The organism is Pantoea sp. UBA5035 (assembly GCF_002415245.1).
Lineage (GTDB): Bacteria > Pseudomonadota > Gammaproteobacteria > Enterobacterales > Enterobacteriaceae > Pantoea > Pantoea septica.
The window spans coordinates 33,626-48,335 of record NZ_DICD01000018.1; the positions used below are offsets into that span (position 1 = coordinate 33,626).

Annotated in this window: 13 protein-coding genes; 9 read left to right on the plus strand and 4 right to left on the minus strand. The window is 60.9% G+C overall.

The window, feature by feature from the left end; all coding sequences use genetic code 11:
* Positions 1-4: 4 nt before the first annotated feature.
* The gene (ftsY, locus tag B3229_RS14190) at positions 5-1,489 is read right to left on the minus strand and encodes a signal recognition particle-docking protein FtsY (RefSeq protein WP_286871726.1); all 1,485 of its coding nucleotides are present in this window, start codon (positions 1,487-1,489) and stop codon (positions 5-7) included.
* Between the two features lie 235 nt (positions 1,490-1,724).
* Between ftsY and rsmD the strand changes: the two genes are divergently transcribed.
* Together rsmD and B3229_RS14200 are read left to right on the plus strand one after the other, a co-directional pair.
* On the plus strand, positions 1,725-2,324 hold the full coding sequence (gene rsmD, locus B3229_RS14195) for a 16S rRNA (guanine(966)-N(2))-methyltransferase (RefSeq protein ID WP_048784730.1): 600 nt from the start codon (positions 1,725-1,727) through the stop codon (positions 2,322-2,324).
* Entirely contained in the window at positions 2,314-2,586 is a 273-nt protein-coding gene (locus B3229_RS14200) for a DUF1145 family protein (RefSeq protein ID WP_048784732.1), read from the plus strand. Before rsmD ends, B3229_RS14200 begins: the two co-directional genes overlap by 11 nt.
* 26 nt (positions 2,587-2,612) lie before the next feature.
* Here B3229_RS14200 and B3229_RS14205 read toward each other — a convergent pair whose 3' ends face one another.
* Positions 2,613-2,969 (minus strand): DUF2500 domain-containing protein, encoded by a 357-nt coding sequence (locus tag B3229_RS14205; protein WP_286871729.1) that lies wholly within the window; start codon positions 2,967-2,969, stop codon positions 2,613-2,615.
* Positions 2,970-3,127: 158 nt separating this feature from the next.
* On the opposite strand from B3229_RS14205, the gene B3229_RS14210 reads away from it, so the two are divergent.
* Both B3229_RS14210 and B3229_RS14215 read left to right on the plus strand, forming a co-directional pair.
* Positions 3,128-3,757, plus strand: coding sequence for a lysoplasmalogenase (locus B3229_RS14210; protein ID WP_048784734.1), 630 nt, complete (start codon positions 3,128-3,130; stop codon positions 3,755-3,757).
* A gap of 86 nt (positions 3,758-3,843) precedes the next feature.
* Positions 3,844-6,180 carry a zinc/cadmium/mercury/lead-transporting ATPase gene (locus B3229_RS14215; protein ID WP_286871732.1) on the plus strand — a complete coding sequence of 779 codons (2,337 nt, stop codon included), beginning with the start codon at positions 3,844-3,846 and terminating at the stop codon, positions 6,178-6,180.
* Here the strand turns inward: B3229_RS14215 and tusA are convergent.
* Entirely contained in the window at positions 6,150-6,401 is a 252-nt protein-coding gene (gene tusA, locus B3229_RS14220; RefSeq protein WP_033753239.1) for a sulfurtransferase TusA, read from the minus strand. The genes B3229_RS14215 and tusA overlap by 31 nt on opposite strands.
* A 203-nt stretch (positions 6,402-6,604) precedes the next feature.
* Between tusA and B3229_RS14225 the strand changes: the two genes are divergently transcribed.
* Positions 6,605-7,270, plus strand: coding sequence for a 7-cyano-7-deazaguanine/7-aminomethyl-7-deazaguanine transporter (locus tag B3229_RS14225; RefSeq protein ID WP_048783432.1), 666 nt, complete (start codon positions 6,605-6,607; stop codon positions 7,268-7,270).
* A 117-nt stretch (positions 7,271-7,387) separates the two neighbouring features.
* Positions 7,388-7,942, plus strand: a complete 555-nt coding sequence (locus tag B3229_RS14230; protein ID WP_033753537.1) for a DcrB family lipoprotein — start codon at positions 7,388-7,390, stop codon at positions 7,940-7,942.
* 282 nt (positions 7,943-8,224) lie between these two features.
* Here the strand turns inward: B3229_RS14230 and B3229_RS14235 are convergent, their stop codons facing one another.
* Positions 8,225-10,138: a bifunctional 5-dehydro-2-deoxygluconokinase/5-dehydro-2-deoxyphosphogluconate aldolase gene (locus tag B3229_RS14235; RefSeq protein WP_286871738.1), complete on the minus strand. Its 1,914-nt coding sequence runs from the start codon at positions 10,136-10,138 to the stop codon at positions 8,225-8,227.
* 533 nt (positions 10,139-10,671) lie between these two features.
* Here B3229_RS14235 and iolD point away from each other — a divergent pair.
* From iolD to iolE, 3 genes are read left to right on the plus strand one after another with little or no spacing between them, the layout of a single operon-like run.
* Positions 10,672-12,612 (plus strand): 3D-(3,5/4)-trihydroxycyclohexane-1,2-dione acylhydrolase (decyclizing), encoded by a 1,941-nt coding sequence (gene iolD / locus B3229_RS14240; RefSeq protein WP_286871741.1) that lies wholly within the window; start codon positions 10,672-10,674, stop codon positions 12,610-12,612.
* Between the two features lie 58 nt (positions 12,613-12,670).
* Positions 12,671-13,687 (plus strand): Gfo/Idh/MocA family oxidoreductase, encoded by a 1,017-nt coding sequence (locus B3229_RS14245; protein WP_277268718.1) that lies wholly within the window; start codon positions 12,671-12,673, stop codon positions 13,685-13,687.
* Positions 13,688-13,744: 57 nt separating this feature from the next.
* On the plus strand, positions 13,745-14,641 hold the full coding sequence (gene iolE, locus B3229_RS14250; RefSeq protein WP_286871744.1) for a myo-inosose-2 dehydratase: 897 nt from the start codon (positions 13,745-13,747) through the stop codon (positions 14,639-14,641).
* Positions 14,642-14,710 lie beyond the last annotated feature (69 nt).

A 14,710-nucleotide genomic window follows, 5' to 3' on the forward strand; every position in this document is an offset into this window, starting at 1 on the left:
CCAATTAGTCCTCTCGGGCAAACAGTGCCTCAATAAAATCCTCGGCCTTGAAGGGCCGTAAATCTTCTATGCCTTCCCCGACGCCGATATAGCGAATCGGGATGCCGAACTGATCGGCCACCGAGAAGATCACGCCGCCTTTCGCCGTACCGTCCAGCTTGGTCAGGGTAATACCGGTCAGGCCGACCGCTTCATGGAAAAGCTTCGCCTGGCTGATGGCGTTCTGGCCGGTGCTGGCGTCGAGGGTGAGCATCACTTCGTGCGGCGCCTCTTCGTCCAGTTTTTTCATCACGCGGGTGATTTTCTTCAGCTCTTCCATCAGGTGCGATTTGTTCTGCAGACGGCCAGCCGTATCGGCAATCAATACGTCGACGCCGCGCGCTTTCGCCGCCTGAATGGCGTCGAAAATCACCGAGGCGGAATCCGCGCCGGTATGCTGCGCCACAACGGGAATATTGTTGCGTTCGCCCCACACCTGCAGCTGCTCCACGGCGGCCGCACGGAAGGTATCGCCCGCCGCCAGCATCACCGATTTGCCCTGCGCCTGATACTGGCGCGCCAGCTTGCCGATGGTGGTGGTTTTGCCGACGCCGTTGACGCCGACCATCAGGATCACGAACGGCCCTTTGCCGCTGACGTCGAGCGGCGCGTCTACTTTCGCCAGAATGCCCGACATCTCCGCTTTCAGCAGGCCGTAGAGCGCTTCCGCGTCGCGCAGCTGTTTGCGGTTCGCCTGCTGCGTCAGGTTAGTGATAATGCGGCGCGTGGTCTCGACGCCGACGTCGGCGATCAGCAGTTGCTCTTCCAGCTCTTCGAACAGCTCGTCGTCGATTTTTTTACCGCGGAACAGGCTGATAAAACCGGAGCCGAGGTTCTGGCGCGTTTTCACCAGGCTGCGCTTCAGGCGCGCGAAGAACCCCTCTTTAGTGGGACGTTCCTGCTCCTGAGAAATAACTGGCGCGGCGGCGAGCGGCAGATCGCTGACCGTATTTTGCGCGTCGCTCTCAACGGCGATCGCTTCCGCTTCCGCGGCGATCTCTTCCGCCGCCTCGTCCTGCGGCGCTTCCGCCAGCGCCAGCGCGGCCAGCTCTTCGTCATCCAGCGGCTGCTCTTCTTCCGGCAGCGTTTCCGGCAACATCTCGTCTGCGACAGGCGTCGGCGCCAGCTCCGGCTCTTCTTCCGGGACGATCTCCTCCAGCGGCGCGATAATTTCCGCGTCCTGCGCTTTCTGGACGATCGCTTCCGCTTCCGGCTCTGCTGCGACGTGCGCTTCGGCGACGGCATGCTCTTCCGCGGCCTGCGCAGGCGCTTCGCGCTGCGCCTCGGCGACCTGCTCGGTCAGCTCGACGGTATGCGCCGCTTCGGTTTCCGCCTGCGCTAGCGCAGCCTCATCTGGCTGCTGTTCCGGCGTTTCAGCAGGCTGTTGTGTCTCTTCTTCTTTGCCAAATCCCAGCCAGGAAAAAAAGCCACGTTTTTTCTCTTTTGCCATTGTGTGACGACACTCCTCGATGGCTTAATCCCGGTCGCTCGCTGTTCCCAGGGGATAAAAATTAGCTCTGGTTTTTACCGCCGAAAGGGCGAAAAACGGCAGAATTATGTATGACTTCAGCAACTCACTAGTCTAACACTTTCCAGCCAGCGCACCACAGCACCCTTTTTTACCGTTTCTTCTCACCCGTTCGCCCGTTAAACTACGCAACAAATTATGACGAGTTGTGAGCAAGATGAGTAAAACCCCTCGCGGCACAGGCGGTGCCGGACAAATCCGCATCATCGGCGGTCAGTGGCGCGGACGCAAACTGCCGGTGCCCGACAGCGCCGGACTGCGCCCCACCACCGATCGCGTTCGTGAAACCCTGTTTAACTGGCTGGCGCCGGTGCTGCAGCAGGCACGCTGCCTTGACTGTTTCGCCGGCAGCGGCGCGCTCGGCCTGGAGGCGCTGTCGCGCTTCGCCGGTTCGGTGACGCTGCTGGAGCTGGAACGTCCGGTGGCGCAGCAGCTGGAGAAGAATTTACACACCCTGCGCGCCAGCGACGCGCAGGTGATCAACGTCAATACCCTCAACTGGCTGGCCGCTTCCGGCGAGCCATACGACGTGGTGTTCGTCGATCCGCCTTTCCGCAAAGGGCTGCTGGAGCAAACGCTGCAGCTGCTGGAGCAGAATGGCTGGCTGGCGGACGAGGCGATGATTTATGTAGAGAGCGAAGTCGAGCACGGCGCGCCGCCGGTGCCCGCTAGCTGGGCGCTGCATCGCGAGAAGATCGCCGGACAAGTGGCGTATCGTTTATATCACCGACAACAAGAGACATCCGATGTTGCTTAATTTAGGCCGCCTGTTAATGCTGTGCGTCTGGGCTTTTTTACTTTTTAACCTGGTCGATCCCTACCCTAAACCGCTGCGCTATTTTATCCACGTCGCGCTGTTCTTTATGATCCTGATGCACGGGCTGCAGCTGACGCTGCTGCGTGCCACTCAGCCGAAAGACGCGCCGCCGATCGATCGCTGGACGCAGTGCAAAATCTTTCTGTTCGGCGTATTTGAACTGCTGGCGTGGCAGAAGGCCAATTTTCCGAAGAAGAAGTAAACGTAGCGGGCTGAACAGCCCGCTTTTTACTGCGCCGGCGTAAAGCTGACGAAACGCGATCCCTGCATCTTCAGCTCGCCCTTCGCGCCGGTATCCATCTGGTTGTAATCATGCTCGCCCACAATCGCTTTTATATCGCTGGCGCCGTTCAGAGGATGGAACCAGGCTTCGTAGCACATCTCTTCCCCCGCGATGACTTCGCGCTGGCGCGAACGCCGGTTGGGTGACGGATACTCCCGCTTGGTCTTGACCTTCACCATCAGCGTACGCACCGGCGAGGCGTCGTTTACCGCCGTCTCTCGCCGCTGCTTGATAAACTGGCGGGTCGCCAGCACGGCGATAACGGCCAGCACGATAAAAAAGAGTAGCGGTGGTTTGCTCATGGTTTTTTCTCGTCTCGTTAAGCTCTGGAAAGCAATGCGGATGAAGCATACAACCAGAGTTGCCTGATTGTCACATTGCGAAGCCGTAACCTAAACTGAGATCGACTTATTGGGAATTTTCACCATCTGATGGACAGGTTGTCCTTAAGGGAGCAGCAATGCTTTGGTCATTTCTTGCCGTACTTTTCTCCGGTTGGCTCTATGTTGACGCATCCTATCGCGGCCCGCAGTGGCAGCGCTGGCTATTCAAACCCATTACGCTGTTGCTGATGGTGGGCTGGGCCTGGCAGGCGCCGGTGCTGAAACCTACCGATTACCTGATTATCGCCGGACTGCTCGCGACGCTGGTCGGCGACGCGCTGCTGCTGCTGCCGCGCCAGCAGATGCTCTACGCGCTGGGCGCCTTCTTCCTCTCTCACCTGCTGTACACCATCTGCTTCGCCGCCAGTATGACGATGACCTTTTACTGGCCGATTCCGCTGACGCTGCTGATTATCGGCGCCATCACCATCGCGACCATCTGGAGCCGCCTGGAGACGCTGCGCTGGCCGATTTGCACGCTGATCGGCATGACGCTGGTGATGACCTGGATGGCCGCCGAGCAGTATGTTTTCCGCCCCACCGACGACAGCTTCACGCTGGTGGTGGGCGCGAGCCTGCTGCTGCTGGCGAATATCGTCTGGTTCGTCAGCCACTATCGCCGCCGCTTTCGCGCCGACAGCGCCATCGTCGCCGCCTGCTACTTTGCCGGGCACTTTATGATTGTCCGCTCGCTGTGGCTCTTCTGATGTAAAACCAGCCTTGACTCTGGAGTCGACTCCAGAGTGTAGGATGCAGTAGCGGGCGGGATCGCCCGTCCGTTACTGGAGGTTTTATGCAGCAACATCATCACGAACACGCCTGCGGCTGCGGCCGCTCTCGCCACACCCATTCCGCCGCTAAACCGCTGTGCACCCTGCCTGGCGCCGCGCCCGCACGGCTTAACATCAGTGCCGCCTCGCCCGTTCAGCCAGCCTGCGGCGGCGGTTGCTGCGAGGCGGACGGCAGCCCAGGCGGCGAAGGGCATTCGGGCGGCAGCGACGAAGAGAGCGACAGGCAAGGCGGCTGGCGCTTTAGCTGGCGCGTCAGCGGCATGGACTGCCCGAGCTGCGCCCGTACCGTTGAAACTGCCGTCAGCCAGTTGCCCGAGGTGTTACGCACCCGCGTCGTCTTCGCCAGCGAAAAGCTGCTGGTCGAGGCCAGCGCCGATGTCGCCGCCGCGGTTGAACAGGCGGTCGCGCGCGCCGGCTTCTCGCTAATCGACGACGCCCCAACGCCCCGCCCCGCTTCCCGCTGGCGCGAAAACCGCGCCCTGCTGCTGCTTGCCGCTTTGCTGCTCGCCAGCGTGATGCTAAGCCAGTTTATGCCGCGCTGGGGCGACGGGCTGTTTATCCTCACGACGCTGATCGGCCTGTTGCCGGTGGCGCGCAGCGCATGGCGACGCGCGCGCAGCGGCTCGCCCTTTACTATCGAAACGCTGATGAGCGTCGCCGCCGCCGGCGCGCTGCTGATCGGCGCCCACGCCGAAGCGGCGATGGTACTGCTGCTGTTTTTGCTGGGCGAACGGCTGGAAGCTTTTGCCGCCGCGCGCGCGCGCAGCGGCGTGACGCAGCTGATGGCGCTGCGCCCGGAAAATGCCACGCGGATTAATGGCGACAGGCGGGAGACCGTGGCGCTGGCGGCGCTGCGCCCCGGCGACGTTATCGAAGTGGCGGCGGGCGGACGCCTGCCGGTAGATGGCCGCCTGCTGAGCGACGAGGCGAGCCTGGACGAAAGCGCGCTGACCGGCGAATCGTTGCCGGTCACGCGTGAAAAAGGGGATGCGCTGCTGGCGGGAGCCACCAGCGTCGATCGGTTGATTCAGCTCGAAGTGACCTCTGAACCCGGCGCCAGCGCCATCGACCGTATTCTCACCCTGATTGAAGAGGCCGAAAGCCACCGCGCGCCGGTCGAGCGCTTTATCGATCGCTTCAGCCGTCTCTATACGCCGCTGATTATGCTGCTGGCCGCGCTGGTGATGGTGATACCGCCGCTGCTTGGCTTCGGCGGCTGGCTGCCGTGGATCTATAAAGGGCTGACGCTGCTGCTGATCGGCTGCCCCTGCGCGCTGGTGATCGCGACGCCCGCGGCCATTACCTCCGGCCTCGCCGCCGCTGCGCGCCAGGGGGCGCTGATTAAAGGCGGCGCGGCGCTGGAGCGTCTCAGCCAGATACGCGCCGTCGCCTTCGACAAAACCGGCACCCTGACGCAGGGCAAACCGCAGGTTACCGCCGTGCTCTGCTTCGCCTCAGTCTCGCAGGATGAGCTGCTGGCGCTGGCGGCGGCGGTGGAACAGGGCTCGACGCATCCGCTGGCTGCCGCGATCGTCGCGGCCGCCAATGAGCGGCAACTGGCTCTGCCCTCCGCCAGCCAGCAGATGACGCTGGCGGGCAGCGGCATCGCCGCGCAGGTCGAGGGCACGCAGGTAGAGCTGCTGTCGCCCGGCCGCGTCGAGGCGTTGAGCGCCGCGCAGCGCGCGCAGATCCTGCAGCAGGAAGAACAGGGACAAACGCTGGTGGCGATCCTGCGCGACGGCGAACCGCTGGGCGCGCTGGCGCTGCGCGATAACCTGCGCGCCGACGCGCGCGACGCCCTGGCGGAGCTGAAAAGAATGGGCATTGAAAGCCTGATGCTCACCGGCGACAACCCGCGTGCGGCGGCGGCGATCGCCGGCGAACTCGGCATCGACTTTCGCGCCGGCCTGCTGCCTGGTGACAAGGTCGACGCCATTCGCGCGCTGGGCCAGCAGCGCCCGCTGGCGATGGTCGGCGACGGCATCAACGATGCGCCTGCAATGAAGGCGGCCACTATCGGCATCGCCATGGGAAGCGGCAGCGATATCGCGCTGGAGACCGCCGACGCCGCGCTGACGCGCGATGCGTTGCCGCTGCTGCCGTCGCTGGTGGCGCTGGCGCGACGCACGCGCGCCACGCTGCGGCAAAATATCGCCATTGCGCTGGGGCTGAAGGCGCTGTTTCTGGTCACCACGCTGCTGGGCCTGACCGGCCTGTGGCTGGCGGTGGTCGCCGACTCCGGTGCGACGGCGCTGGTAACCGCTAACGCGCTGCGGCTGCTGCGCGCGCGTCGCAGCAGGCGCGACGATCAGGCGCCGAGGCCCTTCTGGATCAGGTAGTGATAAGGCAGGGTGTCGGTCTGCTGCGCCAGCAGGCGATGTTCCATAAAGCGGCAGAAGCCGGGAATATCGCGCGTGGTGGCCGGATCGTCGGCGATAATCAGCAGCGTTTCTCCATCCTGCATGGTGCGGACCGTTTTACGCACCATCATTACCGGCTCCGGGCAGCGCAGGCCCAGGGCATCCAGCTGATGGTCGGCATGGGAGAAGTTGTCGCTCATAAATCACTCGGTTCTAAACAGGGGGCGCTCATTTTAACGCGGCGTCCCGCAGACGCAAGACGAGAACGATTGCGTTAAAATTAACCATTGCGTAAATAGCACAACGCGGTAAGATGCCGCGGTTTTTTAACATCGACACCGTCGCGCTGGCTCAGCTTTGCGCGGCAATGGGTTCCCTCACCCCAATATGAAAAAGGTCCATTATGATCGCATTTTCTCTGCGTCAGCGTCAGCATGCGCTGATCTGGCTTTCCCTGTTTCATCTGCTGGTGATTATCTCCAGTAACTATCTGGTGCAGCTGCCGGTCTCCATTTTCGGCTTCAATACCACCTGGGGCGCATTCAGCTTTCCCTTTATTTTTCTGGCGACCGACCTGACCGTGCGCATTTTCGGCGCGCCGCTGGCACGCCGCATTATCCTCGCGGTGATGATCCCGGCGCTGTTTGTATCCTATTTGGTCTCTAGCCTGTTTTATCAGGGCCAGTGGCAGGGCCTGGCGGCGCTGCAAAACGTTAACCTGTTTGTCGCACGCATCGCCTGCGCCAGCTTTATGGCCTACGCGCTTGGGCAGATCCTCGACGTTCACGTCTTTAACCGCCTGCGCCAGCTGCCGCAGTGGTGGATCGCGCCGGGCTGCGCAATGTTCCTCGGCAATATCAGCGATACGCTCGCCTTCTTCTTTATCGCCTTCTATAAGAGCACGGATCCCTTTATGGCCGCGCACTGGGTCGAAATCGCGCTGGTGGACTACAGCTTTAAAGTCCTGATCTGCCTGGTCTTCTTCCTGCCCGCCTATGGCGTGCTGCTCAATGCGATGCTGAAACGTCTGGCGGAGCGCTCGCAGCGCCCGCAGGTAAATTTCGGCTAACCGGCGATAGAGCCTTTCGCAATGACCCGCTAAGATCTTCTGACAATCGGGCGGTTGCTTTTGCCGCCTGATTCGAGTTGTATGAACGCCTTACTGGAATCAAATAAAGGGATTCAGATGCGAAACTTAGTGAAATATGCGGGTATTGGCTTACTGGTGCTGGGCCTGGCGGCCTGCGATCAGAAGAAAGATGACGCGACCGGCAGCAACGGCACCAGCGCCAGCCAGTCGGCGCAGAACGTAACGCTGATGGACGGCAAGCTGAGCTTCTCGCTGCCGGCAGGCATGTCGGACAAGAGCGGCAAGCTGGGCAACCAGACCACCAATATGCACGTTTACGCCGATGAAACCGGCGCGCGCGCCGTAATCGTTATCGCCGGCGAGGCCACCAACGAAGGGCTGGATGTGTTGGCGCAGCGTCTGGAACAGCAGCAGCGCAACCGCGACCCGCAGCTGCAGGTGGTGTCCGACAAAGCGATTACCCTGAAAGATCAGCCTGCGCAGCGTCTGGACAGCGTGGTCTCCGCCAATAACCAGACCTCATGGTCCTCGGTGATTCTGGCGAAGGTCGACGGCAAACTGCTGACGCTGCAGATTACGCTGCCGGGCGACAACCAGCAGCAGGCGCAGAGCGACGCGGACAGCATCGTTCAGAGCATCACGCTGAAATAAGCTATTGAAGTAAAAACGACGGGATTTTTCCCGTCGTTGAGGTGAGCTGCATTGTGCTGACGCGTGAGGCATAAACCGATCGCAAAGTCGCTTATGCATCCATGCTCGCTCGGCCCGCGCCGATACGCACCTCATCCCTGAGGTGCGCCCGTTACCGGGCCAACGCGCCGCGTTGTTCAAAAACGCTCCCGGCGTTTTTGTCCCTGGCGCGGGACGCTTTGCTCTTCGGTTTATGCCTCCCGCTTTTTAAGCTTTAGAGCCGTCTGTATAAAAAGCCCGCGACTAACCGCGCGCAGCGCGCCAGTAGCCGATTAGCCGCAGATAGTTGCCCTTCACCTTCTCCACCAGCGCCGCGTCATCCAGCTCGCCCTGCAGCCACTGGCGCGACGGCTGGCCGAAAATAGTGCGTCCGACTGCAAAACCTTTCACCCAGGGCGCCTGCGCCGCCGCGGCGAAACCCGTCTTCAGCTTCTCTTCCGGCGCGTCGAGTCCCAGCAGCAAAATGCCGCGACAGTATGGATCCTGCTGCTCGATCAGGCCGCCAATCGCCTGCCAGCTCTCCGTCGACAGCGGCGGCAGCTTCCACCAGTCGGGCTGAATGCCCAGCTGATAAAAGTGGCTGAGAATAGTGAGATAGTGGGCCTCGTCGCGATCGGGATTGCTCTCTGGCAGAATTACCTCAAGCAGCAGTTCATGCCCGCTCTTATTGCAGCCTTTCCAGACGTCGAGCACCAGATCGTCCTGCTCTTTGCGCATCTCGGCGCTGTCGTGCGGATGGTAGAACACCAGACATTTCACCACGTGCTCGGCAGGCCAGTCGATCAGCTGCGAACCGATATTGCCGTGCTCCAGCCGCAGCGGCCGCGAGCCGGGCAGCTCGATGGGACGGCCAATCCACCAGCCCTTGCCGGTAATGGCGTTCAGCGCCTTCTGGCCATAAGTGGTATCGGCCAAAATGCCGCTCTTGCTCTCCAGCCCCGCCTCGGACGCCGCCTCTTCAGCGGCCTTCAGCAACAGCACTTTCAGCGCCGGGATCCTGCTCTCGTCGACGCCCGCTTCGCGCGCCATATCGGCCAGCTGTTTGCGATGGTCGAAGGCGAAGACGTTTAGCTCAGGCCAGCGCTGTTTGCGCGTGGTAACGCGATGCAGATGGTTAAGGCGCGCGTCGAGATCGGGGCGTTTCACCTCGCGGTCGCGGCTAAGGAAATCATCCAGTTCCGCTTTGGTCGGCATCGCTGGCGCGCAGCCGTGGCGCGAGACCACCAGCGCGCCGCAGGCATTGGCGTAACGGCACGCCTGCTCCCAGCCCTCGTCGTTGAGCCAGCCGCGTAGCAGGCCGGACATAAAGGCGTCGCCCGCGCCCAGCACGTTGAGGACCTCCACCCGCACGCCGCTGTGCAGGCGCGTCTGCTCCCAGCTGTCGGGGATTTCACCCTCGAACACCACGCAGCCCAGCGGACCGCGCTTGCACACCAGCGTCGCCTGCGTCGCCTGACGCACGCTTCTTAGCGCCGTCAGCGTATCGGTGCTGCCGCCCGCGATATGAAACTCCTCTTCCGTGCCGACGATCAGATCGAAATAGTGCAACACTTCCTGCAGCTGGCGCGTCACCTGCTGCGACTCGATAAAACGCGTTTCGCCGTCGCCGAGCGACGTCAGCCCCCACAATACCGGGCGATAATCAATATCGAGCGCGGTGCGCAGGCCGTTGCGCTTCGCGATATCGAGCGCTTTCAGCACCGCGGCGCGCGTCTGGGGATGTGACAGATGGGTGCCGGTCACCGCCACCGCGCGTGACGCATTGATAAAGTCTTCGTCGATATCATCCGGCACCAGTCCCATGTCGGCGCAGTTATCGCGGTAGAAAATCAGCGGAAAACTCTCTTCATCTTTGATGCCGAGGATCACCAGCCCGGTCAGGCGCTGCTTATCGGTAATCAGTCCGTCGGTATTACACCCCACGCGATTCAGCTCTTCGCGCAGAAAGCGGCCGTTGTGCTCATCGCCCACGCGCGCCAGCATCGCCGACTTCAGCCCCTGAATCGCGGTGCCGTAGGCAACATTGCCGGAGGAGCCGCCAAGGTATTTGGCAAAGGTGCTCATATCCTCCAGCCGCGCGCCAATTTGCTGTCCGTAAAGGTCGACGGCGATGCGTCCAATACAAATCACATCAAGCCGTTTCTGTTGTGTACTCATACCTGTGTTTTCCTTCTGTGATAAGCAGACACGCGGGCCAGAGAGCCGACATCCCGGCGTGCGTCTGGTTTTGCCCTTGCCAGACTAACGATAAGGCGAGTATGAGGAATAAAAATTCCAAATACAATATGAAATGAAACGTCCATCGCGATTTTGTGAACCAGGTAAAACTCTGCATCGCTCGCCCATTATGTGCGCCATGTTTACGCTGTTTCGCCGCGTTTCAGGACCACACGGCCTGCAGCGCCAGATGTGCCGACCGGCGTGGAAGCGGCTGAAATAGAATGAAATTATCCATATCACCCACTTTTCTCGCTTCTTGTTTCACTTAGCCTGCTCCAGCAGGCTCTGAAGAACCCGTTTCGCGGTTAAATTTGATCTCAATCGCAAAATGAAATGTTTCTTCTGTAATCGTATTTTATGAAAAATATATTTGTTTATAATCGCTTCACGTTTCAGTTACCTGCGGTCGCTTTTGCGATACGCCACGTCGCTGACCTGCTACCAGGTTGCAGCATGTAAAGGAAAAGCATATGGCCACGATCAGAATGACTACCGCGCAGGCGCTGGTTAAGTTTCTTGATAATCAATACATTAATGTCGACGGCGTGGAAACGAAGTTCGTAAAAGGCCTCTTCGCCATCTTCGGTCACGGCAACGTGCTGGGGCTGGGACAGGCGCTGGAGCAGGATAGCGGCGATCTAATCGTTTATCAGGGCCGCAATGAACAGGGCATGGCGCACGCCGCGATGGGCTTCGCTAAACAGTCTCTGCGCCGTCAGATCATCGCCTGCAGTTCGTCGGTCGGACCGGGCGCCGCCAATATGATCACCGCAGCGGCCACCGCCACCGCCAACCGCATTCCTTTACTCCTGCTGCCGGGCGACGTCTTCGCGACGCGTCAGCCCGATCCGGTGCTGCAGCAGATTGAGCAGAGCCACGATCTCAGCATCAGCACCAACGACGCCTTCCGCGCCGTCAGCAAATACTGGGATCGCGTCAGCCGTCCTGAACAACTGATGACTGCCTGCATCAACGCGCTGCGCGTGCTGACCGATCCCGCCGAAACCGGCGCGGTGACCCTCGCGCTGCCGCAGGACGTGCAGAGCGAGGCCTGGGATTTCCCGGACTACTTCTTCCAGAAACGCGTACACCGTCTCGATCGTCGCCTGCCGACCAGCGCGCAGCTTAACGACGCGCTGGCGCTGATTGGCCGCAAGCGCAAGCCGATGATCGTGCTGGGCGGCGGCGTGAAATATTCCGAAGCGGGCGAGGCGCTGCGCCAGTTCGCCGAACGCTATCAGATCCCCTTCGCCGAAACCCAGGCGGGCAAAGGCACTATCGTCTCTGACCATCCGCTCAACGTCGGCGGCGTGGGCGAAACCGGCTGCCTGGCCGCCAACCTGCTGGCGAAAGAGGCGGACCTGGTGATTGGCGTCGGCACGCGCTACACCGACTTCACCACCGCATCAAAATGGATCTTCCAGCATCCTGAGGTCAGCTTCCTTAACGTCAACGTCAGCAACTTCGACAGCTACAAGCTCGACGGCGTGCAGCTGCTGGCGGACGCGCGCGAAGCGCTTGTCGCGCTGGAGGCGGGGCTGGCGGATAAAAACTACCGCAACGACTGGGGCGATCAGATCGCCCAGGCGCAGAGCAAACTGCTGAAAGAGACGCAGCGCGTCTATCAGGTGGAATACAGCGGCGACGGCTTTATCCCGGAAATTGCCGACCATCTCGATCGCGACGCGGTATTCGCCGAATTCAATCGCCTGACCCAGTCGGTGCTCACCCAGAGCCGCGTGCTCGGCACGCTAAACGAGCAGCTCCCAAAGGATGCAGTGATTGTCGCGGCAGCGGGCAGTCTGCCGGGCGATCTGCAGCGCGTCTGGCGCACCCGCGACTACAACTCGTACCACGTTGAGTACGGCTACTCCTGTATGGGCTATGAGGTCAACGCCGCGCTGGGCGCGAAGCTGGCGCAGCCGCACCGCGAGGTCTATGCGCTGCTGGGCGACGGCTCTTTTATGATGCTGCACTCCGAGCTGGTCACCTCGATTCAGGAGCGCGCCAAGATCAACGTGGTGCTGTTCGACAATATGACCAACGGCTGCATCAATAATCTGCAGATGGAGCACGGCATGGACAGCTTCAGCACCGAGTTCCGCTTCCGCAACCCGGAAGGCGGCAAGCTGGACGGCGGCTTCGTGCCGGTGGACTTCGCCGCCATCGCGGCGGGCTACGGCTGCAAAACTTATCGCGTGACGACGCTGGAGCAGCTTGCTGAGGCGCTGGAAGATGCGCAGAAGCAGAGCGTTTCCACGCTTATCGACATCAAGGTGCTGCCGAAAACCATGGTGCACAAATATTTCAGCTGGTGGCACGTCGGCGTGGCGCAGGCCTCTACGTCCGAACGCACGCAGGCGGTGGCGGAAAAGCTTAACGCCCACCTCGACCAGGCGCGCAAATACTAACATTCCGGCCGGAACATCCGGCCCTTTATTCCTCGCTATGAACCCTACAGGTGTAATTATGACTTTGAAACTTGGCGTTATCGGTGCCGGCGCAATCGGCCAGGAACATATTCGTCGCTGCAATAATGTCCTGCAGGGGGCAAAAGTGGTGGCGGTATCGGATATCAACGTTGACGGCGCGCGCGCCGCGCTGCAGCGTCTGAATATCGAGGCAGAGGTCTACGCCGACGGCCATCAGGTCATCAAATCGCCGGAAGTCGACGCGATTCTGGTGACCTCCTGGGACCCGACGCATGAAGAGTTTACGCTGGCGGCCATCGCCGCCGGCAAGCCCGTGTTCTGCGAAAAGCCGCTGGCGCTGAGCGCGGAAGGCTGCCGTCGCGTAGTGGATGCGGAGATCCAGCACGGCAAGCGTCTGGTGCAGGTCGGCTTTATGCGTCCGTACGATGCGGGCTACCGCGCGCTGAAGAAAGCGATCGCCGACGGCGGCATCGGCGAGCCGCTGATGCTGCACTGCGCGCACCGCAACCCGTCAGTGCCGGAGAGCTATACCACCGACATGGCGATCACCAACACGCTGATCCACGAGCTGGACGTGCTGCGCTGGCTGACCAACGACGACTATAAAAGCGTGCAGGTGGTCTTCCCGCGCGTGACGTCGAAATCGCATGCGCGCCTGAAAGATCCGCAAATCGTGCTGTTCGAAACGCAAAAAGGGGTGCGCATCGACGTGGAGATCTTTGTTAACTGCGCCTACGGCTACGACATCCAGTGCGAGGTTGTCGGCGAAACCGGCATCGCGAAGCTGCCGGAGCCCGCCTCGGTGCAGCTGCGCAGCGAAGCCAAACTCTCCACCACCATCCTGACCGACTGGAAAGATCGTTTTATCGAGGCGTACGACGTTGAACTGCAGGCCTTTATCAACGACGTGAAGGCGGGCGAACTGACCGGCCCGTCCGCCTGGGACGGCTTCGCCGCCTCGGTGGCCGCCGACGCCTGCCTGAAGGCGCAGCAGAGCGGCGCCATCGAGCCGGTAGAAATGCCGCCGCGCCCCGCCTTCTACGACAAGAAATAAACGTTTCCCTTTTCTTGCGGGCGGCTGTGGCCGCCCTGACCCGTCAGGACTAAACAGATGAACAAAAAGAATGTAAAACTGGCCATCGCGCCGATTGGCTGGACCAACGACGATATGCCGGAGCTGGGCAAAGAGAACACTTTTCAGCAGACGGTGAGCGAGATGGCGCTGGCGGGCTTTACCGGCAGCGAAGTCGGCAGCAAATATCCGCGCGATCCGGCGGTCCTGAAGCCGATGCTCGACATTCGCGGCATCGAAATTTGCAACGCCTGGTTCAGCACCTTTTTCGCCAACGGCGAGAAAGCGAAAACCATCGACGAATTCGTTAACCACATGAATTTTTTGCACGCCATGGGCGCGCGCGTTATCGGCTGTTCCGAGCAGAGCAAAAGCATCCAGGGCACCACGCTGCCGGTGCTGGAGCAAAAGCCAGTCTTCACTGACGAAGAGTGGCGCTTGACGGCCGAAGGCTATAACGAACTGGCGGAGATCGCCGCGGCGAAAGGGATGCGCGTGACGCTGCACCATCATATGGGCACCGGCATTCAGACCGTGGAAGAGATCGACCGCTTTATGGCGCTGACCAATGACAATGTCGGGCTGCTCTACGATACCGGGCATATCTACTACTCCGAAGGCTCGCAGCAGGCGATGCTCGACGTGCTGCAGAAATATCTGCCGCGTATTTTCCACGTTCACCTGAAAGATGTTCGCGACGAGATCGTCGCCGAGGTGCGCGACAACCACCTCTGCTTCCTGGACGGCGTGAAGAAAGGCACCTTCACCGTGCCGGGCGACGGCGTTATCGACTTTAAGCCGGTGTTTAAGATGCTGGATGATTACGGCTATAAGGGCTGGATGGTAGTGGAAGCCGAGCAGGATCCGGCGTTGGCCAATCCGTTTGAATATGCGGTGAAAGCGCGCAAATATATTCGCGAGCACGCCGGGCTGTAACGTTATTCGCCGGATCCTCCTGCGCGCGTTGACGCTGCGCAGGAGGGTCCGTTCCGCTTTTTCATCTGC